Origin of the sequence: Halobacterium sp. KA-4 (assembly GCF_021028995.1) — an archaeon.
GTDB lineage: Archaea > Halobacteriota > Halobacteria > Halobacteriales > Halobacteriaceae > Halobacterium.
In genome coordinates, this window is record NZ_JAJJZG010000005.1 from 41836 (window position 1) to 62807 (window position 20972).

Below are 20972 nucleotides of genomic sequence, written 5' to 3' on the forward strand. Positions count from 1 at the left end.
ATGAGCGACGCCCGCCCACGAATACTGCTGGTCGAGGACAATCCCGGTGACGCCCGCTACATCCGCGAACTGCTCGACGACGCCGTCTCGCTGGAAGCGCGCTCGTTCGACGATGGCGTGCTCGTCGACCGCGACGACCGCGAGGAGAACGACCCAATCGTCCACGAGACGCGCCTCGAGGACGCCCTCGACCACCTCGACGACGCAGGGGCCGACGTCGTCCTCCTCGACCTCGGACTCCCGGACAGCACGGGTCTGGAGACGCTCACGACGTTGCTCGACCACGAGAAGGCCGTCCCGGTCGTCGTTCTCACCGGGCTCACCGACCGCGAGGTCGGGATGGAAGCGTTGCGTCGGGGGGCCGAGGAGTTCCTCGTCAAGGACGAGATCAACTCCGAGTTGCTCGTGCGCTCGATTCACCACGCTATCGAGCGGCGCGCGCACCGCCGCGAGCAGAAGCGCTACGAGACGCTCATCGAGGAGTCCACGGACGTCAACGCCATCACGGACCCGGATGGAACAGTCCAGTACGTCACGCCGTCCGTGGAGCACGTACTCGGCTACGACCCCGACGAGTTGGTCGGCGAGAACGCCTTCGATTACATCCATCCCGACGACCGCGTCGCGGTCCGCGAGGAGTTCGACCGGCTCGCCGGGGACCCCGACTACCGCGCGACCGTCGACTTCCGATTCCGCTGTGCGGACGACTCGTGGGTGTTCCTGGACGCGCGCGGCCGAAACCTCCTCGACGAGCCCGCGATAGACGGATTCGTCGTGTACACACGTGACGTCACCGAGCAACGCGAGTACGAGCGCCAACTGGAAGCGCAGCGCGAGCGCCTCGCCGCGCTGAACCAACTGAACGACGTCGTCCACGGGGTCGCGGGCGCGGTCGTCGACCAGTCCACCCGCAAGGAGATCGAGCGCATCGCCTGCCAGCGCCTCGCAGAGTCGCCGTCCTACGAATTCGCGTGGGTCGGCGAACCCGACCCCGAGACCCAAGCGGTGAACGTGCGCGCGAGCGCCGGCACCGACGGCTACCTCGACGAAGTGTCGCTGTCCGTCGACCCGGACGACTCGGCTAGCGAAGGCCCGACGGGGCGCGCATTGCGAACCGGTGAGATGCAGATTGTACTCGACGTCCACAACGATGGCGACTACGCGCAGTGGCGCGACGTCGCCGACGAGTACGACTTCCAGTCGTCGGCCGCCATCCCGATTCGCTACGAGGACACGACGTACGGTGTATTGAACGTGTACGCTAACCGTTCGGACGCGTTCCGCGAGCAGGAGCGAACTGTCGTCGAGCACCTCGGCCACCTCGTCGGACACGCCATCGCGGCCGCCGAACGAAAGCAGGCGCTGATGAGCGACGCGGTCGTGGAATTGGAATTCCGGATTCGAGAGATTGCGGACGCAATCGGTGCTGGCACCGTCCCGGAGACGCCGATAGAGCTGGAACGAACGATTTCCGTCGACGAGGACGAGTTCCTCGTCTACGGAACGGTCGACGACGGCGGCGTCGACGAAGTCGAACAGCTGGCGGAGACGGTGCCGTTTTGGGAGTCAGTCACCACCGTCGGCGAGGACGTCGACGGCGTCCGGTTCGAACTCCGGCTTTCGGACCCACCGCTGATGTCGGAGGTGGCGTCACTGGGCGGGTCGGTTCGCCGGGTCGTCATCGGCGAAGACCTTCGGCTGACCGCCCAGTTCCCGCAGGATACGGACGTGCGGGAAGTCGTCGACGCGCTTCAAAACGAGTACGACTCCGCGGAGGCGGTGGCACGCCGCCAAGTCACCGAGCGCGACGAGCGCCCCGGTCGCCTCGCCGACGTCTGGTCGGAGGAACTGACGGACCGCCAGCGTACCGTCATCGAGACTGCCTACTTCTCGGGGTTCTTCGAGTGGCCGCGCGCGACGAGCGGTGAGGACGTCGCTGACTCGCTGGGCATCTCTGGGCCGACGTTCTCACAGCACCTTCGCGCCGCCGAGAACAAGATTTTCGCGCGCCTCGTCGGCGACGACCCCAGCGATTCGTCGACGTAAACAGCCTCGGGCGCGGTGGCCCGAGGCTTTTGTAATTCCCTCAGCCGTGCGCTAACACTCCCTGTTCCGCGAGAGAACGGGATGAGGGTGGGCGGCTTACACGCCCCGACCCGGACAGACGCACCAACCTGACCTGCGGCTGGGTTTTGTGAGTCCGGTAATTCGTATTGTTATCGTCGAGTTTCACCTTCTCACGCCACGCGATGTTCACCGACGCATTCCGGTCAGCGTGATCCTGCACCACGCCACACTCGTCGTTCGGACACCGGAACCGCCGCCCCTGCCGATCCCCACGCTCACCACAGCACGAACACGTCTTCGAGTTGTAGTACGCGTCCACCGCATCTGTCGGAAGTTCCCGCCACGTCGCCTTGTACGAGACAAATTTCTCGAACTTGTGGAACGGCAGTTTGTGCAACCGGCGGTTCATATACGATCCGTACTGCATTTCCTCGCGGATCCCCTCCATGTCCTCGAACACGATAACCGGGTTCGGGAACTGCTCCGCGAACTCCACGACAGCACGTGAGAGCCGATGCAACACCCACTCGGTGAATCGTTCCTCTTTGCCACCGAGTTTCCGGTAGACGCTCGTCTTGCCGTGTTCCTGACAGCGTTTCGTGATCGTGTGGTAGCGTTGGCGTTCCTGCTTGACTTGTCCGTAGTCGAGGACGAGTGTGCCCTTCGTCCGCATCGTGTCACGGTCGAGGGCGGTGAGAGCCACGTTGCGCTCGTTGATGTCCACGCCAACAAGCGTGTCGCTGGTGTCGGGTTCGGGCACGTTGAACTCGCGTGTGACCGTGACGTGTAGGTAGTACACGCCATCGCGGTACAGGAGTTCGGCCTGCCCCACATCCACCTCCTCCGACGCGAGAGCGTCTCGAAGCTCGTCCATTACGTCCGGCTCGCCGCGCAGGTGGCCCTTCACCTTCTTGTAGGGTTTTGGGCTGATGCGGACCTGGACGCGGTTCGAATCGTCATCCACGGTGAGGCGGTAGCCTTCGGTGTGGGCCATCACGAGCGGATACGCACCCGATTTGTCCGTACTCGGCGGCGTCGGCTTGCCGCCATCAGGATCATCTTGGTTCTCCCACCACTCTTTGAGCGATTGGTAGGAGTCCCATGTTTGGAGGGCTTTGCCGACGACCGCGCACTTGTTGTTCCGTAAGAAGTCGTCGCGGTCAACCTCCTTCTGTATCTTGGTGCGAGTGTACCCTTGTTGTGTGAGGTGGATGGTGTCGTTGAATATCTCGCGTGACGCGAGGCGGGCGTCGTGAAGCCACGACCGCTCACCAGACGCTATGTGGAGACGCGTCTGAATGGTTTTCGTGGCTTCTTCACCCACACTTTGACAATCGATCCAGACTGTCATAAATGTAGGGAATAGGGATGGAGGAGTACCGCAGTCACGCACATTCGGTCAGTTCCTGCAAGTATCACTTCGTCTGGTGTCCCAAGTATCGCCACCCGGTTCTCGATATAATGGAGGCCGATGTGCGAGAGTTGTTTGCGGAGACTGCCGACCACTTCGGTCACGGAATTCTGGCGTTGGAGAATGCAAACGACCACGTCCACCTATTCGTGCGAGCAGACCCGAAGCACAGTCCAGCGGATATTGCCTGGCAGTTCAAGTCGTTCTCAGGAAAACACCTACTGGAACGGTATCCCGAGATTCGGGAGTCGTATTTCTGGGGTGGCGGATTCTGGAAGGTCGGATACTACGTTGGAACGACAGGAGCGGTGTCGGAGGAAGTGGTTGAACGGTATATCGAGGAGACAGAACACTGAGTCGAGTGTCGGGCTTCACCCCCAACCCCAGTGGATCGGGGAACTCGCCCTCGCAGGTTGTTTAGAATTGTGGGAGCGACAGCGGCACCGACCCCTTCGTGTAGCCGTCCACGGAGCCGTTCGGCCGCAGGCGGAAGACGACCGCGGGCCGGTGGCCGACATCGGGCTGTTCGCCGCGGATACGGCGCCACTCGTCGTCGGGGAACGACGAGCAGTCCACGAACAGGACGGCGCCGCCGCCGTGGGCTTCCAGTTGGCCGCTGGTCTTCGTCTCCGCGGTCTCCTTGACCGCCCGAATTGGCGTGTTGGCGGCGCGGTCGTTCGTCGGGACCGGTCGCGTCACCTCCACGAGGATGCCGTGTTCGCCCTCGCGGTCCGCACGGAAGTCCAGCGAGTGACCGGTTGTCACTTCGATTTCGGGTGTGATTTCGTAGCCGGCCTCGTGGAGCAGCCACGCGGCGTGGAATTCGCTCATCGCGGCGCTCGCGCGCGCCAGGTCGAGGAATTCGGAGGTGCCGAGTTTGCCCGCCATCACGTGTCGCTCGTCGTCGAGGACCCCCGTGTCGAGGAAGTCCTCGTAGAACGCGAGCGCGTCTGCGGGGTCGGCGTCCGGGAAGCCGGCGGCGTGTTCGCTGAAGAACGCGCGTGTCGTCTCGCGACCGTCCTTCGACATGAACACGGGAAGGAAGAACCACGACAGCGTGGGGTACGCCGAGAGCCACGGGTCTTCGTCGTGGAGTTCCGCGAGGAGTTCCCGTTGGGCCCACTCGGAGACCGCCTCGGGGGCTTCGGCGAACGACTGCTTGTCTGTTCGCCACAGCACTTCCGGCGTCTCGGTGTTGCCGAGCCACCACCCGCCGTCGTGGTTCCAGCAGAACAGCGCGGTGTCGCCGTTGTCCATGTCGAAGCGCCGTGCGTCGTAGCCGGCAGGGGGTTTGAACCACGGCGTCGAACTACTCGCGCCGAGGTTGTCGTCGAGGTCCCGGTAGAGCTGGTCGTGAACGCGGTCGGCACTCCACGATGCGTTCGAGCGCCGGAACCGCAACGGTTTCGCCACACGTAGAATTGGTCCGCGGCAGGGATGAGTCTGTCGTCGGCGCGCAATTCGGCATTAGACGAGTTCGAGTTCGTCGGGCCGGTAGGTGACTGCGTCGCGGCCGTAGTCGTCGAAGCGAACGACGATTCGTGGGTCGTCGCTCCCGGGACGGACGTCGGTGACGACGCCGTCGTCGCCGAAGTGCTGGTGGTGGTCGTAGCCGTGGACCGCGAGCTTCGCCTTCTCCGCCGACTGCCGCGTGACGCGTACCGGTTGTCCCAGCCGCAGGTCTGACTTCGAGCGTGCCATGACAACTCATAGCACACTAGTCGTAATGAGTGTTTCGGCGATTTCGTCGAACGCGCGAATATATTCGGGAGAACACGCACCCTCGGGGACAGCCAACTATCGACTGCGATGGCAGCGAAAACACTCGATTTGCGGGAGGTACCGCCGCCCGAACGCCACCCCAAGATACACGACGCCTTCGACGAGTTAGACAGCGGCGAAGCGCTCGAACTCGTCAACGACCACGAGCCCAAGCCACTGTTCTACGAGATGCAGGCGGAAGTCGACTCCTTCGACGCTGACGCCTACGAGGTCGAACAGCGCGGCCCCAGCGAGTTCGTCGCGAAACTGCCGAAGGTGTGAGGTAGGACAGGCAATCTACTGCATCGTGCCCACTCTCGACCGCCGGCATCACGCCGGCACTCCTGTTCACATCACCACTTCGCTCCGGCTCGCTTCACCACTTCGGCGCTGCACTCGATGCTGACTGCAGGCACAGCCGGTCAACCGTCGTCCCGCTCGGCGTCGTCAGTACCCGCATCGGTCGGTTTCTCCATCGTGACGCGGTGTGGGGCGTACCCGCGGCTGTCGTAGAGGCGGCGCGCGGCCTCGTTGTCCCATAGCGCTTCGACAGCGAGCACGTCCGCGCCGGCGTCGCGTAGTTGCCCCTCCGCGTAGTCGAGTAGTGCGGATCCGACGCCCTCACCGCGGAGGTCGGGCAACACGTAGATATTATCCACGACGCCGCGTGTGGCGTCCGTCTCGAAGAATCCGGTCTCGACGTGGAACATCACGAATCCGACTGGCTGGCCGCCGCTTCGGGCGACCGCGCAGTCCCCGGTGTGGACGTACTGCGCGACGAGGTCGCGGGCCTGTTCGCGGTTCTCCTCGGCGAGCAAGTGCGAGTCGTGAGCGCGCTGCTCGCGGGCGAGCGCGACCCACAGCTCGGTGACGGCCCCGACGTCGTCTCCGGTCGCAGCCGCCACGTCCATCAGCGGTCCTCCACGGCCAGCGTTCTCGGAGCCGCCAGCGTCATCGCAGCGCCTCCACGGCCGGGAGCGACTCGCCGGTGAGCAATCGGAGGGCAGCGCCGCCACCGGTACTCACGTGCTCGAACCCGGAGAGGCCGAATTGACGGATGGCCGCGGCCGTGTCGCCGCCGCCGACGATGGTGTACTCAGCCGCCGTCGCCGCCTCGAAGATGCCGCGCGTGCCGTCTGCGAACGACTCCTCCTCGAAGACGCCAGCTGGCCCGTTCAGGACCGCCGTTCCTGTCTCTTCGAGGATGTCGGCGTACGCGGCGACCGTGTCGCTGCCGATGTCCTTGACGGGTTCGTTGCGCGCCGGCGGGAGTTCCTCGACCCCGAGTTCGACTCGCTCGCCGTCGCGCTCGACGGCGACGTCCTCGGGTACGTGGATGTGGTTGCCGTACTCGTAGAGGAGGTCGTCCGCGCGCTCGATTTCCGTCTCGTAGCCGCGGTCGTGGACGAAATCCGTGCTCGCACGCCCGATGTCCACGCCGGCCGCTGCGAGGAAGACGTTCGCGACGACGCCAGTCACGAGCACGTTCTCCGCGAGGTCGTTCGCGAGCGCGTGTTCGATGACCGTCACGGAGTCCGGGACCTTCGCGCCGCCGACGACGTACGTCCGCGGCGTCGGCGTCTCCTCGATGGAGCCCAGCACGTTCAGTTCCGTCTCCATCACGCGGCCTGCGTACGACACTAGTCGTTCGGGGAATCCGACCAGCGACGGCTGCGACCGGTGCGCGGCTGCGAACGCGTCGTTGACGTATGCATCTAGTACGGGCGAGAGCCGCGCAACGAGGAACGTCTCCGCGGCGCGCTCGGCGGAGAACTCCATGTACTCCTCGCTGTAGAAACGCGTATTTTCGAGCAGGACAGCCGTGCCCGCGTCGAGGGCGTCGACTGCGTCCCGCGCCTCCGCGGAGAAGGTCGCGTCGCAGTACGAGACTGGGTTGTCGAGGAGTTCGTCGAGCCGGTCGGCGTGCGGTTCGAGCCGCTCGAACTCGTCACCGCCCGGGCGCCCCTGGTGGGCGAGAATTGCGACCCGTGCGCCGCGGTCGAGCAGTTCGTCGAGCGTGTCCACGTGCGCCCGCAGCCGCGCGTCGTCGGCGAGCGTTCCATCCTCGGCCAGCGGGCTATTGATGTCGACCCGCACCCCGACCGCAGTGTCCGTGGCGTCGAGGTCGTCGAGGGTCCGTATCGCCATGTGGTGGGACCGAGAGAAGCGGCGTGCATAGGCGTTTCTGTCCGCCGCGGCCAGTCGCGCGCCCGAATTCGGGTACGCAAGAACGAGTAAATATGCGGTGTCGTTGCGGGCTCAGGGAGCGGGTCGCAGGGCGGTGTCGGCGAGTGGGGCGTCAGACCGGCTGGCACTCGGGACAGAGCAGTTGGCCGTTGACGTCCACGAGTTCGTGGGCGAGTCCGCCGCAGCTCTCACAGACACCCTGTTCGCTGTAACTGTCGGCGGAGTTGGCTTGCTCGCTGCCGGTCGGCGGGGCCGACGGCGCTGCGGGCGCGCCGCGGAGTTGTTTCTCGACGGTCGGTGCGACGTCGCGCGCTTCTACGACGCCGTGGACGCCGTCGTCGTCGGCGACCAGAACGCGCGGGTCGCCAGTACGGCCCATCAGGTCCGCGGCGTCTGCCACGGAAGCGTCCAGCGAGAGCGACTCTGGCGGGCCGTCCATCACGTCCGCGGCAGTGACGGCGTTCGGGTCGTGGCCGTCCAGGAGGAGGTCCATGACGGTCTCGGCGGTGACGATGCCGACTGGGTTGGTGCCGCGGAGGACGACCGCGCTGTTAGTGTTCTCGGCCCGCATCAGTTCGACTGCGTCGAGGAGTTCGTCGGATTCGCTGACGCCGACGAACTCCTGGGAGAGCACGTCCCTGAGCGCTAACTGTGGCATGGGAATACGTAGCACGCAGTCGGGCTAAAAGGTATCCCCAAAACGCGTATGGTGTCCGGAAGCGAAGGTCTCTGGGGACGAAACCGAGCGGGTCGAGGTCCTCAGTGGGAAACCGCGTTGCGACAACTTCTGTCGCCAAGTGAGAAGGTTCCTGCGGCACGTGACGGCCACGAACCGCGGGATTCAACACCGCCGCCTCCCCTGTCGCGTAGTAATGACCATCCCGTCGTTCGCTATCGGCATCGCCGGGGGTACGGGGGCCGGCAAGACGACGGTAGCGCGCGAGATTACCGACAACGTCGAGGAAGCAGCCACCCTCATTCCGCTGGACAACTACTACAAGGACCTCAGCCACATGGACTTCGAGGAGCGGGCGAACGTCAACTACGACCATCCCTCGGCGTTCGAGTGGGACCTCCTCCAGGAACACCTCGACGCGCTGCTCTCCGGGCAGCCCGTCGAGATGCCCCAGTACGACTTCTCCGAACACCTCCGCAAAGAGGAGCGGGTCACCGTCGAACCCACCGACGTCATCGTGCTGGAGGGGATTCTGGCGCTCTACGACGAGGACGTCAACGACATGCTCGACCTCCACATCTACGTCGAGACCGACGCCGACGTCCGCATCCTCCGCCGTATCGAGCGCGACGTCGTCGAGCGCGGCCGCGACCTCGAAGGCGTGATGGACCAGTACCTCTCGACGGTCAAGCCGATGCACGAACAGTTCATCGAACCCACGAAGAAGGACGCCGACATCATCATCCCGGAGGGCGCGAACGCGGTTGCGGTCAACCTCCTCGAAGAGAAAGTCCAAGCCGAGAGTTCGGAGATGGCGGAGTGGGCAGTGCGCGGCGACGAGGAGCGCTACGAGCGCGAATTCACGGACAGCGACACCGACGACGCGGTCGAGGAAGCAGTCGACGCGAACGCAGCCGAGAACTCGGAGTAGCGCGGGAGGCGGGAGTGCTCGGTGGTTCAGTCGTTGCTACGTAGGTTCTGTCGTCGTCGGTACGTAATCGGGAGAATCGACTGTCGCCGGACTATCGCTCGGGCGGGTGGTAGTCCCAGACGTTCGCGCGGCGCAGGCCGTCTCCGACCGCCTTGTGGAAGGCCACCTTCGTCTCGAATTCGTCTTCCTCGACGTGTTCGAAGATTTCCGCCACGGAGAGTACCTTCTCGTGGTTGATGCGGACCGGCCAGTCGCCGAATTCCTCGACGAACGCCGACTTCTCTAGGGGGAAGTCGTCTTCTTCGTCGACCATCTTCGAGAGGACCGCCATGTCGTAGTTACGGCCGCCCTCGCTGCCTTTCTCGCCGTCGGGGTCGTGGACCCAGTCCCGGCCCGAGGGGTCTTCCATCTCTGCCATACATACGGCGTTCGCCGCCGGCCCCAAAACCGTTTCTCAATCCGCGCCGGAGATTCTCGGCTCCACGAGAAACGAGTTGTGTAGAATGTTAGCGGTGAGGCTGGGATTTGAACCCAGGAGGCTGACGCCACCGGTTTTCAAGACCGGCGCAATAGGCCGCTCTGCCACCTCACCACGCGAGTGACCGTACAATGAGTGCACGGGTCAACTACCCCACCAGGGTAATGGGGGGCTTGTCAGTGGACTCACCGCGTCGTACCCGAAGGACTTTCGGGCATTCACGGATCGCCATCCCTGACTTCGGGGCCGATTGACGTCGGCCCGTGACCGGCAACAACTGTTGGCCGCCGACCACCTACAAATAACTCGGGATGCCAGAACCTTCAAACCTCCGAACAACCGACAACTGTCGACTTTCTCCCTCGTTTGAAACTGTCGTTGTCTGCCCGGCGACGACGCCCCGCCCCCGAATTTCGAGTGTTCGACGGCGAGATGGTGGGGAGGTTGGGTGGACGACCTGCTCGGGGGTGAGCGAATCGTGAGAGGACACGCCCACCCCGTTTTGCAAGTGTTCTACGTAGAAATCGGAGCGGTGATGCCAGCGGTGGACGAATGGCTCGTTATATCAACACTGGAATCGGGCGATAGAGCAGTGGTTGCGTGTGTTTTGGAGTGGGTTTGCTAGCACGGGAACGTGGCAGGAACTTCGGGACGGAACGAGGGAAACAGACCGAACACACGAAACTACCGAAACGATAGAACCGAGGGTATTATAGTGGATGAGCAGAAAGCGACTCGCAAGCGATGAAGACGCCGTTCCGAGACCGCGTCGAGCTGTTCACCAACAAGGACGTCCTCAAGGACCACTACGAGCCGGAGGAAATCCTCGAACGCGACGAAGAAATCGACCAGTACGCGAACGCCCTTCAGGACGTCGTCGACGGCTGGGAACCGGACAACGTCTTCGTCTACGGGAAGACTGGCGTCGGGAAAACTGCGGTGACGCGATACATGATGGACGCCCTCGAATACGAAGCCGAGGACCGCGAGGGCGTCGACGACGTGGTGAGCGTCGAAGTCAACTGCCACCACCACCCCTCGTCCTACCAGGCCGCCATCGCACTCGTGAACGAACTCCGCGGAGACACCGACCAGGATCCCCTCACAACCGGGCTGTCGACGTCGGACGTGCTCAACGCGCTGTTCGACGAAATCGAAGCACGCGAGGGTACGGTGCTCATCGTACTCGACGAAATCGACAACCTCGGCGACGACGACATGCTGCTCTACCAACTGCCGCGCGCGAAGACGAACGGCAACATCTCGGACTCGCAGGTCGCGGTCGTCGGCATCTCCAACGACTACACGTTCCGCAACGACCTCTCGCCGAAAGTCCAGGACACGCTCTGCGAGCGCGAGATCAAGTTCCCGCCGTACGATGCCAACGAACTCGTCACGATTCTCACTGACCGCGCCGAGCGTGGCCTCCGCGGGGACGTTCTCGAAGACGGTGTCATCCCGCAGTGTGCCGCGCTCGCCGCTCGTGACCGTGGGAGCGCGCGACAGGCCATCGACTTGCTCCGCGAGGCCGTCAACGTCGCCGTCGAGGACGGACGCGAAGTCGTCACCGAGGAAGACGTCGACACCGCAGTCGAACGCGTCGAACGTGGTCGCATCAAGGACTCCATCAAGGACCTCACGACCCACGGCCAGTACGTCCTGCTCGCGGTCACGCAGATGTCAGTCAGCGGCGAGACGCCGGCCCGCGCGAAGGAACTCTACGAAGTCTACGAGGAGGTCGCCGCGGAGTACGCCGCCGAACCCCTGAGCCAGCGCAGCGTCCACGACCACCTCAACGACCTCTCGATGCTCGGCTTCCTCCGCCAGCACGACCGTAACTACGGCCGCGGCGGCGGGCAGTTCTTCGAGTACGAACTCGACGTCGACGCCGAGATGGTTCGGGAAGCGATGGCCGACGAAACCGAGTAGGGAATCGTCCTCTCCCGGCACTTCCCTCTCGCCTGACTTCTCACCTGATTCTGCCTTCCTCCCTAGTTCCCCTTTCCTGCCTTCCTCTCGACCTACCCCGTTCTCCTGCCCTGGAACATTCGAAAATCGGGGTGGGGGACCTCTCTCACTCGTCACTCCCATTCCTCTCCCCTGACCTCCTCCCGACTTCACTTGCAAAACGGGGTGGGGGCCTTCTCCAGTCACCCGCCAACTCTCGAACAACACTTGCAAACGGGGGTCCCCGAGTGAACGCCTTCCCGGCCCGAATCTGTGCTCCTTACTCTCGGACGAGCACGCGCTCGCCGTCCTCCTCCTCGACACGGAGACCGAGGTCTTCGACGTACGCGGTCGTAAATGCGGGGACGATGCGCCCGGCAGCGCGTCGCGCGCGGAGTTCCGCGACCAGCGAGACGAGGTCGTCGCCGGTCCGGACGCGGGTCTGTTCGTGGAGGAAGTCGACGTCGTGGCCGGCATCGATTGCTCGCGCGGTCACGTTCTCGATTTCCGGCGCGCTCCACGCGCCCTCGAAGTCTATCGGTTCGCGGAAGCCCGCGAAGTAGAGACTCCCGCCTCGGGACGGCCCGACGACGACCGGATTCCGGCGGAGCTTCAGCGCCGCGCTGTCGACGTGCTTGCGCGCGACCAGCGGCGCGTCGGGTTCGAGGATGGCGACCGACGCCACGCCCTCGGTGTCCAGCAGGTGCGTGACGGTGTTCCCGACACGGGCGTGCTTCGAGGACCCGACCTGCACTTCGACGCGGGCGGCCGCGGCCTCCTCTTCGTCGAGCACGTCCTCGACGAGACTCCTGACCTCTCGCTCGGCGTCCGCTCCCTCGGGAACGTGCTCGTCGGGGAGCAGGTCGTCGGGCCGGTAATTCACGAGGAGGTCGCCACCGCTCTCGGCCACCGCGCGGAACGCGTCGGCGGCCATCGCCTCGTACAGCGATACCACTTCGCGCTCGGAGAGCGGCGACGTGGCTGCCAGCTCCGGGAGTACGAGTCCTTCCCGCGGTGGGTCAACCGTGACGGCGACGACAGTCATACGTGGTCCTCGGTCCGGGGGACGCTTGAACGCCGCGATACGGCGGCCCCGTAACCACGACGGTGCTGCTCGTCGTCACAGCGTCGGTCAGGTCGTCACAGCGCCATCCAGTCGACACAGCACCGGCCACGCCGACACGGCACCGGCTAGCGACCGCGCCGACCCTTCGTCTGCCGGTAGTCGGTGTCGAGCAGGTCGAGGAAGAAGTCGACGTACTCCTCTCGTTGGTCGTCGGTCTGCTCGGCGGGATGAATCATCGGCGCGAGTTCGAACCCACGTCCTCGAATCGACGTCGCGTGGTGGTCCTCGACGTCGAGGTCGTCGGCGGGCGTGGTCGTGTACTCCTTCCCGAGTTCCGTGAGCGCGCGCTGGCCGACCGGAACGAGCACCTCGGGGTTGATGATGCGAATGTCCGCGTTCAGGTACGGTTCGCAGGTCACGACTTCCTCGTCGCTGGGGCCGCGGTCGGGGTGCCGGCAGCGGGTCAGGTACGTCAGGTAGGCGTTGTCGAGTTCCGGCTGGTCGCTGGACGGCAGCGAGTAGTTCAGGCCGATGCTACCGAGGATGTGCTGGAAGCGCTCGCCCGCCTCGTCGCCCGTGAACGGGACGCCCGTCTCCTCGGCGCCCTCGCTGGGGGCTTCGCCGACGAACACGAAGTCCGCGCCGACGTCGCCGTAGCCGTGGACGACGCGCTCGCGGACGTCACAAAGGCCGGGACAGTTCCGGCAGTTCTCGTCCATCCCGTAGGGGTTCTGCGGGCCTTCCTGGTGTGCGTCCATCAGTTGTTACGGGAGGTTCGTGCCACGGAGATTTACTCGTTACGCGGGCTGCTCGGGTGGTAGTCGGTGTCGTACTCGCCGGGCTGGTCGTCCAGTCGGTCCGGGTTGATGCGTCCGCCCAGCAGCATGAAGTCCAGAATCGTCACGTTGAGCATCGCTTCGACGACGGGGACGCCGCGCGGCGGCAGCACGGGGTCGTGGCGGCCGACGACCTGAATCTCTTTCTCCTCGCCGGTCTCCCAGTCGACGGTCTGCTGTTTCTTCGGAATCGACGTGGGCGCGTGCAGGGTCACCTCGCCGTAAATCGGCTCGCCGGTCGTGATGCCGCCCTGCAGGCCGCCGTGGTCGTTCTCCACGGGCACCGGGTCGCCATTCTCGTCGAATTCCCAGCCGTCGTTGTGCTCCTTCCCGGGAATCGTCCGGGCCTCGCGGCCGCGCCCGAACTCGAACGCCGTGCTCGCGGGCACCGACATCATCGCCTGCCCGAGCCGGGCTTCCACGGAGTCGAAGCGCGGTGCGCCGAGTCCTCGGGGCACGCCCTGAATTTCGAAGTAGATGGACCCGCCAATCGAGTCGCCACGCTCCTGGTAGTCCTCGATGAGTTCCTGCATCTCCGCGGCGGTCTCGGGATGCGCGCAGCGCACGTCGTTGTCCTCGGTGTGTTCGAGCATCTCCTCGAAGGACACCTCGGGTGCCTCGATGTCGCCAATCTGGTTCACGTGGGCTTTCACCTGCACGCCCTCGTGCTCCAGAATCTCCTTGGCGATTGCCCCTGCCGCGACCCAATTCACGGTTTCGCGCGCCGACGAACGCCCGCCGCCGCCCCAGTTGCGCGTGCCGAACTTCGCGGAGTACGTGAAGTCGCCGTGGGACGGCCGGGGCGCGGTGACGAACGGCTCGTACTTCCCGGACTCGGCGTCCTTGTTCTGGATGGTCATGCCGATGGGCGTACCCGTCGTGTAGCCGTCCTGAATCCCGGAGTTGATGGTCACCTCGTCGGGCTCCCCGCGCGAAGTTGTAATCATCGACTGGCCGGGCTTCCGGCGGTCGAGTTCGCGCTGAATCGTCTCCTCGTCGAGTTCCAGTCCCGCGGGACAGCCCGACACCACGACGCCCATGCCCTGGCCGTGGCTCTCGCCGTACGTCGTCACCTGGAACAGTCGCCCGAACCGATTACCGTTCATTACCGGAGCATACGTCCCGAGGGGCTTATGACTTGCAGTCCGCGCAACCGCCGACCGACTCCCCCTCGAAACGCGAACGCGACCCTGAATCGACACGAACGGGTTCGGGAGTCGACTTTCCCGCGTTAGCGTGCTACCCGTGCACTATGGCAGCTACGACGCAGACAGCGACGCGGTGTGGGTGCGAGCGACCACGTGACTGCGTGGACCGCCGCTCCGGCCGGTACCTCACGGCCGTCTACTGGCTCGCTGCCGACGACACACGGGTCGCTACTGGCGCTGTCAGCGACCGTCTCGGTGTCACGCCCGCGACGGTCACCGAGATGTTCGACCAGCTGGCTGCGGCCGCGCTCGTCGACTACGAGAAGCACGCCGGCGTGCGGTTGACCGAGCGCGGCCGAACCGTCGCCAGCGAGTTGGCGTGGCGACAGTGCGTCGTCCGCACGTTCTTCGCGGCGGAGCTAGACCTCGAATCCGGCGCCGACGAGGGCTACCAGTTCGGCTACGTGCTCCCCGCAGGCGGCGTCGAGACGCTGCGCGGCTTCGTCGACCACCCACGCGACGACTGCTGTATAGGGACGGACACCGACGACTGTCGCTACGAGGCGCACGCGCACTAACCCACTATGTCGGACCTCGAAGTCCACGACGTGCCTGACGGCGTCGACCCCGTCGAGTGGCGACTCGACGTCACTGGCGACGTGGCCCGTTCGCTGTCACTCGACCGCGGCGCCCTCGCCGATTTCCCGAAACAGTCGTTCACGGCGGACTTCACGTGCGTCGAGGGATGGGTCGCCGAAGACCTCTCGTGGCGGGGCGTTCGCGTCGGCGACGTTCTCGACCGCGCAGCCCCGACCGAGAGGGCCACTCACGCGCTCGTCCACGCGATGGACGGCGAATACGCGTGCTCGTTCCCTCTCGACCGGCTCACAGACGCCGTGCTCGCGCTCGAACTCGACGGCAGCTCGCTCCCCGTCGAGCACGGCGGCCCCGCGAGGCTCGTCCCGACGGGAGACGCGGACTGCTGGGAGAGCGTGAAGTGGGTCTCGGAGCTGGAACTGACCGACGGCGCCCGCGAGGACGCCGACTCTGCCGAGTCAATCGCGCTCTCGCGGATAGCGTAGGCCCAAACCTCGAACCTCCGAACATGTTCGGCTCTGACGCTATCCAGCCGCGTCCGTTCTGTCCACGTAATGGACTCGACTGTCGATGTCCGCGACACCGACCGCGCACAGCGCCGCGAGCGCGTCTTCGACCGTCTCGACGACGTCGATGTAGACGATACGGTCACCGTCACCGCCGACCGGGACGTCCACCCGACGCTCTCCCAGTACGAGATTACGCGGGATGCCGCCCTCGATCGCGCGTACGAGCGAACCGGGCCGGATGTCTGGGAAATCCGCGTCACGAAACGCCCGCTGGCGGAGGCTAACGACCCCTACGCGTTCGACGTCCGGAACCTGCCGCCCCGGCGCCGCCACACCGTGCTCACGGACACGTTCGAGTTACTCGACGTTGGCGAAGCGTTCGTGCTGGTGAACGACCACGACCCGGAGCCGCTGTACCATGAACTCCGGTCGACGCACGGCGACGTCGTCGGGTGGTCGTACGAGCACGAGGGCGACGGCGAGTGGCGCGTGGAAATTTCGAAGACCGGCACTTCGGCGGCCCGCGTGGACGACGGTGCGACGGCGACGTTCGACGTTCGCGACATCCCCAAACCCGACCGCCACCCGACCATCCACCACCGCTACGGGAACCTCGCGGCCGGCGAGTCGCTGGACATTGTCGCACCGCACGAGCCGAATCCGCTACGCCGGGAATTCCGGCAGCAGTACGGCGGCGACTTCGAGTGGGATGTCCGCGAGCGCGACCCCGGCGAGGTCCGCGTCCGCATTACGAAAGCCGCTAGTGACGACGCGACTGACACCGACGACGTGACCGACGAGAGTGACGCGACAGGGAACATCGACACGGACGACCTGACTGTCGTTCAGGAGTTGGACGTCCGCGACCGCCCGCCGGCCCAGCGCCACGAAGCAATCTTCGACGCCTACGCCCACCTCGACGCGGGCGAGGCGTTCGTGCTTGTGAACGACCACGACCCGAAGCCGCTGTACCATCAGTTCGAGGCCGAGGCTGGTCCCGAGTTCCGCTGGGAGTATCGGGCCCGCGACCCCGGTGAGTTCCGCGTGCTCGTCGGCCGGGACGCCAGCGACGACCCGCAGTCGAGTCCGCCCGAGGACGTCGAAGCACCGTTCTGAGCGACGCCCCTCGTCCCGTCACTAGCCTACACCAAGTCGTCGAGGCGCGCGACACCGAACGGCACGAGTGCTTCGTCGGGGTGGAGACCGCCGTGCATGCCAGCGAGTGCGAGTTGTTCGGGTTCGTCTGCGTACCAGAGTGCACCGTCCTGCGGAACGACGATTAGGTCGCCGCTGTTCCGCTCGAACGCGGGCCCGGGCTCCCCGCGCCCCCAGAGGTCGGCGTCGAGCGCTTCCTCGCGCGAGTAGACGAGTGCGTCGAGGTCCGCCGCTGCCAAGCGCTCGCGTGCCGCCGCGGGGTCGTCGACGCGCAAGTGAACGTTCCGCGGACCGCCCAGCACGAGCGGTGTCCCCGACCGGTCCGTCGGTACGTCCGCGAGTATCCCGATATCGTCGAGTTCGGTTCTGTCCTCGTCGCGAATGGGCACTTGGCCGTGGTCGGCGACGAGACAGACCACCGTCTCCTCTCGGACTTCCTCGTCGAGCGTCGCGAATGCTCTCTCCAGTGCGTCGCAGACGGCCGCAACCTGCATCCCGTACCGTTCGTCGTCGGGGCCGTGCTCGTGGGCGACTTCGTCGACGACCGGGTAGTATGCGTACGTGTACGACGGCGCGTCGGCCGACTGGAGCACGTCACGAATGGAGAGCGCGAAGTCGGGCGTCCGCTCGTAGTGGTGCGTCGTCGCGCCGACCAGCGCGCCGTCGTCGTACCCGGTTCCGTAATCCGGTTCGACGACGTGAGCGTCCACGCCAGCCTCCTCCAGGCGGTCGTATATCGGGTCGCCGTCAAAGAGTTCGTCGGGGCCGACAGCGATGTCGCCGTCGTCCTTGGCGGCGTACGGGAGCGTCTCGTAGACAGTATCACCGACCGGGTCGTAGCCGTTCCACCCGAGCAGCCCGTGTTCGACGGGCTCGCAGCCCGTATGCATCGTCGTTACGCACGCCGCCGTCTCGGAGGGGTACGTCGACGTGAGCGGCGTCACGCGGCCGACGTCGACGAACGACCGGAGCAGCGACACGTCGTCGTACAGGCGCTCGAACTGCCGGAACCCGAGCGCGTCCACGAACAACACCAGAACGTGCTCGGCGTTCGCGTCTTCTCCGCCACTGCCTGCCTCCGAGAGCGCGCGGTCTGGGAGCGTTTCCCCGAGGTCCGCGCCCACCAGCGACGCAGCAGTCGCCGGTACCCGCGAGAAACAGAACCCGTCGTAATCCGGACGGACGAACCCTTCCGCGAGTTCGTCGGCGGCGAGTTCCTCGGCGAGAGCGGTATCGAGCATATCCCCGAATCAACCGCACCCGTAGAAAACACCACTGGTCGTCTGACAGCCCCTCACACGACTGGTCGAACGACGCGGCCGCGCCCCGTTTACAGGTCGACGGCGGCTCCGAGGTCGTCGAGCGCGTCGAAGAAATCCGGGAAGGAGACGTCGACGTGCTCGGCACCCTCGATGGTCGTCTCGCCGTCCGCGACGAGCGCAGCAACGGCGAGTGCCATCACGATACGGTGGTCGCCACGGCCGTCGACACGCGCTCCGGAGAGGTCGCTGTCACCACCGTGGACGACGAGTTCGTCCCGCCGCTCCTCGACGTCCGCCCCGAGTTTCGTGAGTTCTTCGGCCATCGCGGCGACGCGGTCGGTCTCCTTGTAGCGGACGTGCTCGGCGTCCGTAATCGTCGTCGTCCCGTCCGCGGCCGCGCCCAACACCGCGATGGTCGGCAGGAGGTCGGGCGTATCCGCGACACCGACGGTGATTCCATCCAGGTCCGATTGCTCCACGACGATGCGCCCCTCCGAGCGCCGCCAGTCGACGTCCGCGCCCATCTGCCGGAGGATACCAACGATGGCGGCGTCACCCTGCTCGCTAGGGTACGCACCCTCGACGACGACCTCGTCGCCGCCCGCGAGCGCGCCCGCTGCCAACAGGTACGACGCCGACGAGAAGTCGCCGGGGACCGCGTACTCGCCGTCGACGGGTTCGTACGTCTGCCCGCCCGGGACGCGGTAGCCGTTCCCGTGCTCCTCGGCGTCGACGCCGAACGACGCCAGCACGTCCAGCGTGATGTCGACGTACGGCGCGGACTTCAGCTCGGTCGTCAACTCGATGTCGACGCCGCGCTCGGTCACCGCGCCGGCCATCAACAGCGAGGTGACGAACTGCGAGGAGACGTCGCCCGGCATCTCCACGCGCCCACCCTCGATGGGGCCGTCGACGATGAGGGGTGCCTGCCCGTTCTCGCGGGTCGAGCGCGCGCTCCCGCCGAGTGCCTCGATGGCGTCCAGCAGCGGACCCTGCGGGCGCGAGCGCAGCGACCGGTCGCCCGTGAGCACCGTCGTCCCGTCGGCGAGCGCGGCCGCGCCCGAGACGAGTCGCATCGTCGTCCCGGAGTTCGCGCAGTCGATGACGTCCGCGGGCACGTCGGGCGCGCCGAGGAACCCGGTGACGTTCCAGTCGCGGTCGACGCGCTCGGTGTCGCCGCCGAAGTGGTCGACGGCGCGCGCGGTCGCCTTCGTGTCCGCGCTCACGAGCGGATTCCGTACGAGTGCGCCCTCCGCGTAGCCCGCCGCGAGGAGCGCGCGGTGCGTGTAACTCTTCGACGGCGGGGCGCGGGCCGTCCCCGACACCCGGGAGTTCGCGACAGTGACGTCCATGCGTACGGCGACGGCGGGGCCCGGTATCAGGGTTCCGGCGACGGCGACTGGTGCGAGAATTTCACGTAAGTTCTGACGACGACACCACCTGAAAGCCCTCGGTCGTCTGCGCTGCCGGAAGACGTTCCGGCTCACTGCGTTCGCGGACTGCGACTTCCGTTGTCACGCTCGCAGTGCTCGCGTGACTCCCGCGTCTCGCTGCGCGCGTTCGCGATGCTCGCGTGCTTGCTTCGTCGGGGTTCCCGCAGACGCCCTCGCCCTTTCAATCCGCCGAGGGTGCCGGTTGTGTACTCCGGCGAAACACAGAACATAGGTCGACTGGTTAGGAGGTAAATCGACTACCCATGCCGAACAACCGGAGGCGGTAGGATTTTGCAGCGGCCGCGACGACTCGCGTACATGGACCCCGACTTCGCGCGGCTCGACGAGTTCCTCGACGAGCAGGGACTGGACGGGTACGCCTTCCACGACGACGGTTCGAACAGCGACCTCTACTACGTCACTGGATTCGACGCCCCAGACCCCTACTTCGCCGTCTACACGCCCGAGGAGACCGCCGTGCTCGTCTCCTCGCTGGAGTACGGCCGCGCGAAACAAGAGAGCCGCGCGGACACGGTCAAGCGCCACGCGGACTACGACTACCGCGCGAAGCACGCCGAGCACGGCGAGCGAGAGGCGCAAGCGCTGATGGCCGAGGAGTTCCTCGCGGACGTCGGGTGCGAGTCGCTGGCCGTTCAGGCCGAGTTCCCGGTCGCCACTGCGGACGTGCTCCGCGGGAAGGAAATTACCGTCGAACCCGACGAGGACGGCGTCGTTACGGACGTGCGCGCGACGAAGACTGACGAAGAAATCGAGCACGTGCGAACTGCCCAGAAGGCCAACGAGGCGGCTATGGCACGCGCCGAGGAACTGATTCGTGGTGCAGACGTCAACGACGACGGCGTCCTCGTCCACGACGGCGACGTGCTCACCAGCGAGTTCGTCAAGCAGGAAATCGAAGTCGAACTTCTCCGGCACGGCTGCGCGCTCGACGAAACCATCGTCGCGTGCGGGCGGGACGCTGCAGACCCTCACAATCGCGGCAGCGGACCGCTGGAAGCCGGCGAATTCGTCGTCGTGGACATCTTCCCGCGGGACAAGGACTCGAAGTACCACTCCGACATGACGCGGACGTTCCTCAACGGCTCTACAAGCGAAACCCAGCAGGAGTGGTACGACGTCACGCACGAGGCCATGCGGGCCGCGCTCGACGTCGTCGAACCCGGGGCTACCGGCGAGAAAGTCAATCAGGCGGTCGTGGACGTCTACACCGACCACGACTTCCCCACCGTCTACACCGACCCCGAAACCGAGACCGGGTTCATTCACTCGACGGGCCACGGCGTCGGCCTCGACGTCCACGAGCAGCCGTCGCTCTCCCAGGGCGGCGAGGAACTCCGCCCCGGCCACGTCATCACCATCGAACCCGGCCTCTACGACCCCGAGGTCGGCGGCGTCCGCATCGAGGACATCGTCGTCGTCACCGAGGACGGCTACGAGAATCTCACCGACTACGAGATTTCGCTCGCGGACTGACGGGACGCAACAAC

The 20972-nt window shown here is 65.6% G+C and carries 21 protein-coding genes and 1 tRNA gene; 9 read left to right on the forward strand and 13 right to left on the reverse strand.

The features are described from left to right. Nucleotides 1-2046, forward strand: a complete 2046-nt coding sequence (locus LPA44_RS06705; protein WP_230888817.1) for a bacterio-opsin activator domain-containing protein — start codon at nucleotides 1-3, stop codon at nucleotides 2044-2046. Between the two features lie 40 nt (nucleotides 2047-2086). Here the strand turns inward: LPA44_RS06705 and LPA44_RS06710 are convergent, their stop codons facing one another. Next, entirely contained in the window at nucleotides 2087-3391 is a 1305-nt protein-coding gene (locus LPA44_RS06710; protein ID WP_230888818.1) for an RNA-guided endonuclease InsQ/TnpB family protein, read from the reverse strand. A 44-nt stretch (nucleotides 3392-3435) separates the two neighbouring features. Between LPA44_RS06710 and tnpA the strand changes: the two genes are divergently transcribed. Then, a complete protein-coding gene (tnpA, locus tag LPA44_RS06715) occupies nucleotides 3436-3834 on the forward strand; it encodes an IS200/IS605 family transposase (RefSeq protein WP_230888819.1) in 399 nt (132 codons plus the stop codon). 61 nt (nucleotides 3835-3895) lie between these two features. On the opposite strand, the gene LPA44_RS06720 is transcribed toward tnpA, so the two are convergent. After that, the gene (locus LPA44_RS06720; RefSeq protein ID WP_230888820.1) at nucleotides 3896-4891 is read right to left on the reverse strand and encodes a DUF5784 family protein; all 996 of its coding nucleotides are present in this window, start codon (nucleotides 4889-4891) and stop codon (nucleotides 3896-3898) included. Between the two features lie 54 nt (nucleotides 4892-4945). After that, nucleotides 4946-5179: a hypothetical protein gene (locus LPA44_RS06725; protein ID WP_230888821.1), complete on the reverse strand. Its 234-nt coding sequence runs from the start codon at nucleotides 5177-5179 to the stop codon at nucleotides 4946-4948. Between the two features lie 108 nt (nucleotides 5180-5287). On the opposite strand from LPA44_RS06725, the gene LPA44_RS06730 reads away from it, so the two are divergent. After that, complete coding sequence (locus LPA44_RS06730; protein WP_230888822.1) at nucleotides 5288-5521, forward strand: DUF2249 domain-containing protein; 234 nt, start codon at nucleotides 5288-5290, stop codon at nucleotides 5519-5521. A 140-nt stretch (nucleotides 5522-5661) separates the two neighbouring features. Here LPA44_RS06730 and LPA44_RS06735 read toward each other — a convergent pair whose 3' ends face one another. The 3 genes from LPA44_RS06735 to LPA44_RS06745 all read right to left on the reverse strand — a co-directional run bounded on the left by LPA44_RS06735 (nucleotide 5662) and on the right by LPA44_RS06745 (nucleotide 8084). Continuing rightward, nucleotides 5662-6150, reverse strand: a complete 489-nt coding sequence (locus LPA44_RS06735; protein ID WP_230888823.1) for a GNAT family N-acetyltransferase — start codon at nucleotides 6148-6150, stop codon at nucleotides 5662-5664. Between the two features lie 40 nt (nucleotides 6151-6190). Next, entirely contained in the window at nucleotides 6191-7387 is a 1197-nt protein-coding gene (locus LPA44_RS06740; RefSeq protein WP_230888824.1) for a phosphoglycerate kinase, read from the reverse strand. Between the two features lie 151 nt (nucleotides 7388-7538). Next, nucleotides 7539-8084 (reverse strand): CBS domain-containing protein, encoded by a 546-nt coding sequence (locus LPA44_RS06745; protein ID WP_230888825.1) that lies wholly within the window; start codon nucleotides 8082-8084, stop codon nucleotides 7539-7541. 214 nt (nucleotides 8085-8298) lie between these two features. On the opposite strand from LPA44_RS06745, the gene udk reads away from it, so the two are divergent. Then, nucleotides 8299-9033: a uridine kinase gene (gene udk / locus LPA44_RS06750; RefSeq protein ID WP_230888826.1), complete on the forward strand. Its 735-nt coding sequence runs from the start codon at nucleotides 8299-8301 to the stop codon at nucleotides 9031-9033. A gap of 91 nt (nucleotides 9034-9124) precedes the next feature. Here udk and LPA44_RS06755 read toward each other — a convergent pair whose 3' ends face one another. Both LPA44_RS06755 and LPA44_RS06760 read right to left on the reverse strand, forming a co-directional pair. Next, nucleotides 9125-9451, reverse strand: coding sequence for a DUF5785 family protein (locus tag LPA44_RS06755; protein ID WP_230888827.1), 327 nt, complete (start codon nucleotides 9449-9451; stop codon nucleotides 9125-9127). 92 nt (nucleotides 9452-9543) lie between these two features. After that, nucleotides 9544-9625 (reverse strand) — tRNA-Ser (locus LPA44_RS06760). Between the two features lie 630 nt (nucleotides 9626-10255). Here LPA44_RS06760 and LPA44_RS06765 point away from each other — a divergent pair. Beyond that, on the forward strand, nucleotides 10256-11440 hold the full coding sequence (locus LPA44_RS06765; RefSeq protein WP_230888828.1) for an orc1/cdc6 family replication initiation protein: 1185 nt from the start codon (nucleotides 10256-10258) through the stop codon (nucleotides 11438-11440). A 298-nt stretch (nucleotides 11441-11738) separates the two neighbouring features. On the opposite strand, the gene LPA44_RS06770 is transcribed toward LPA44_RS06765, so the two are convergent. From LPA44_RS06770 to aroC, 3 genes are all read right to left on the reverse strand, one after another. Continuing rightward, nucleotides 11739-12503, reverse strand: coding sequence for a DUF2064 domain-containing protein (locus LPA44_RS06770; protein ID WP_230888829.1), 765 nt, complete (start codon nucleotides 12501-12503; stop codon nucleotides 11739-11741). A 146-nt stretch (nucleotides 12504-12649) separates the two neighbouring features. Next, nucleotides 12650-13282 (reverse strand): uracil-DNA glycosylase, encoded by a 633-nt coding sequence (locus tag LPA44_RS06775; RefSeq protein WP_230888830.1) that lies wholly within the window; start codon nucleotides 13280-13282, stop codon nucleotides 12650-12652. A gap of 32 nt (nucleotides 13283-13314) precedes the next feature. After that, nucleotides 13315-14466, reverse strand: coding sequence for a chorismate synthase (gene aroC / locus LPA44_RS06780; RefSeq protein WP_230888831.1), 1152 nt, complete (start codon nucleotides 14464-14466; stop codon nucleotides 13315-13317). A gap of 146 nt (nucleotides 14467-14612) precedes the next feature. Between aroC and LPA44_RS06785 the strand changes: the two genes are divergently transcribed. The 3 genes from LPA44_RS06785 (at nucleotide 14613) to LPA44_RS06795 (ending at nucleotide 16730) form a co-directional block, all read left to right on the forward strand. Then, nucleotides 14613-15086 carry a metal-dependent transcriptional regulator gene (locus tag LPA44_RS06785; protein ID WP_230888832.1) on the forward strand — a complete coding sequence of 158 codons (474 nt, stop codon included), beginning with the start codon at nucleotides 14613-14615 and terminating at the stop codon, nucleotides 15084-15086. Nucleotides 15087-15092: 6 nt separating this feature from the next. Continuing rightward, a complete protein-coding gene (locus LPA44_RS06790) occupies nucleotides 15093-15590 on the forward strand; it encodes a molybdopterin-dependent oxidoreductase (RefSeq protein WP_230888833.1) in 498 nt (165 codons plus the stop codon). A 69-nt stretch (nucleotides 15591-15659) separates the two neighbouring features. Then, complete coding sequence (locus LPA44_RS06795; protein WP_230888834.1) at nucleotides 15660-16730, forward strand: DUF2249 domain-containing protein; 1071 nt, start codon at nucleotides 15660-15662, stop codon at nucleotides 16728-16730. 26 nt (nucleotides 16731-16756) lie between these two features. Here the strand turns inward: LPA44_RS06795 and LPA44_RS06800 are convergent, their stop codons facing one another. Together LPA44_RS06800 and aroA are read right to left on the reverse strand one after the other, a co-directional pair. Next, nucleotides 16757-18010 carry an alkaline phosphatase family protein gene (locus tag LPA44_RS06800; RefSeq protein WP_230888835.1) on the reverse strand — a complete coding sequence of 418 codons (1254 nt, stop codon included), beginning with the start codon at nucleotides 18008-18010 and terminating at the stop codon, nucleotides 16757-16759. Between the two features lie 89 nt (nucleotides 18011-18099). Further along, nucleotides 18100-19383 (reverse strand): 3-phosphoshikimate 1-carboxyvinyltransferase, encoded by a 1284-nt coding sequence (gene aroA, locus LPA44_RS06805; protein WP_230888836.1) that lies wholly within the window; start codon nucleotides 19381-19383, stop codon nucleotides 18100-18102. Nucleotides 19384-19782: 399 nt separating this feature from the next. Between aroA and LPA44_RS06810 the strand changes: the two genes are divergently transcribed. Next, the gene (locus LPA44_RS06810) at nucleotides 19783-20958 is read left to right on the forward strand and encodes a M24 family metallopeptidase (protein WP_230888837.1); all 1176 of its coding nucleotides are present in this window, start codon (nucleotides 19783-19785) and stop codon (nucleotides 20956-20958) included. Nucleotides 20959-20972: the final 14 nt, after the last annotated feature.

Coding starts and splice junctions, on each gene's coding strand:
- LPA44_RS06705 (WP_230888817.1), top strand. CDS start 1: ATGAGCGACGCCCGCCCACGAATACTGCTGGTCGAGGACAATCCCGGT.
- tnpA (WP_230888819.1), top strand. CDS start 3,436: ATGGAGGAGTACCGCAGTCACGCACATTCGGTCAGTTCCTGCAAGTAT.
- LPA44_RS06725 (WP_230888821.1), bottom strand. CDS start 5,179: ATGGCACGCTCGAAGTCAGACCTGCGGCTGGGACAACCGGTACGCGTC.
- LPA44_RS06730 (WP_230888822.1), top strand. CDS start 5,288: ATGGCAGCGAAAACACTCGATTTGCGGGAGGTACCGCCGCCCGAACGC.
- LPA44_RS06735 (WP_230888823.1), bottom strand. CDS start 6,150: ATGGACGTGGCGGCTGCGACCGGAGACGACGTCGGGGCCGTCACCGAG.
- LPA44_RS06740 (WP_230888824.1), bottom strand. CDS start 7,387: ATGGCGATACGGACCCTCGACGACCTCGACGCCACGGACACTGCGGTC.
- LPA44_RS06745 (WP_230888825.1), bottom strand. CDS start 8,084: ATGCCACAGTTAGCGCTCAGGGACGTGCTCTCCCAGGAGTTCGTCGGC.
- udk (WP_230888826.1), top strand. CDS start 8,299: ATGACCATCCCGTCGTTCGCTATCGGCATCGCCGGGGGTACGGGGGCC.
- LPA44_RS06755 (WP_230888827.1), bottom strand. CDS start 9,451: ATGGCAGAGATGGAAGACCCCTCGGGCCGGGACTGGGTCCACGACCCC.
- LPA44_RS06765 (WP_230888828.1), top strand. CDS start 10,256: ATGAAGACGCCGTTCCGAGACCGCGTCGAGCTGTTCACCAACAAGGAC.
- LPA44_RS06770 (WP_230888829.1), bottom strand. CDS start 12,503: ATGACTGTCGTCGCCGTCACGGTTGACCCACCGCGGGAAGGACTCGTA.
- LPA44_RS06775 (WP_230888830.1), bottom strand. CDS start 13,282: ATGGACGCACACCAGGAAGGCCCGCAGAACCCCTACGGGATGGACGAG.
- aroC (WP_230888831.1), bottom strand. CDS start 14,466: ATGAACGGTAATCGGTTCGGGCGACTGTTCCAGGTGACGACGTACGGC.
- LPA44_RS06785 (WP_230888832.1), top strand. CDS start 14,613: ATGGCAGCTACGACGCAGACAGCGACGCGGTGTGGGTGCGAGCGACCA.
- LPA44_RS06790 (WP_230888833.1), top strand. CDS start 15,093: ATGTCGGACCTCGAAGTCCACGACGTGCCTGACGGCGTCGACCCCGTC.
- LPA44_RS06795 (WP_230888834.1), top strand. CDS start 15,660: ATGGACTCGACTGTCGATGTCCGCGACACCGACCGCGCACAGCGCCGC.
- LPA44_RS06800 (WP_230888835.1), bottom strand. CDS start 18,010: ATGCTCGATACCGCTCTCGCCGAGGAACTCGCCGCCGACGAACTCGCG.
- aroA (WP_230888836.1), bottom strand. CDS start 19,383: ATGGACGTCACTGTCGCGAACTCCCGGGTGTCGGGGACGGCCCGCGCC.
- LPA44_RS06810 (WP_230888837.1), top strand. CDS start 19,783: ATGGACCCCGACTTCGCGCGGCTCGACGAGTTCCTCGACGAGCAGGGA.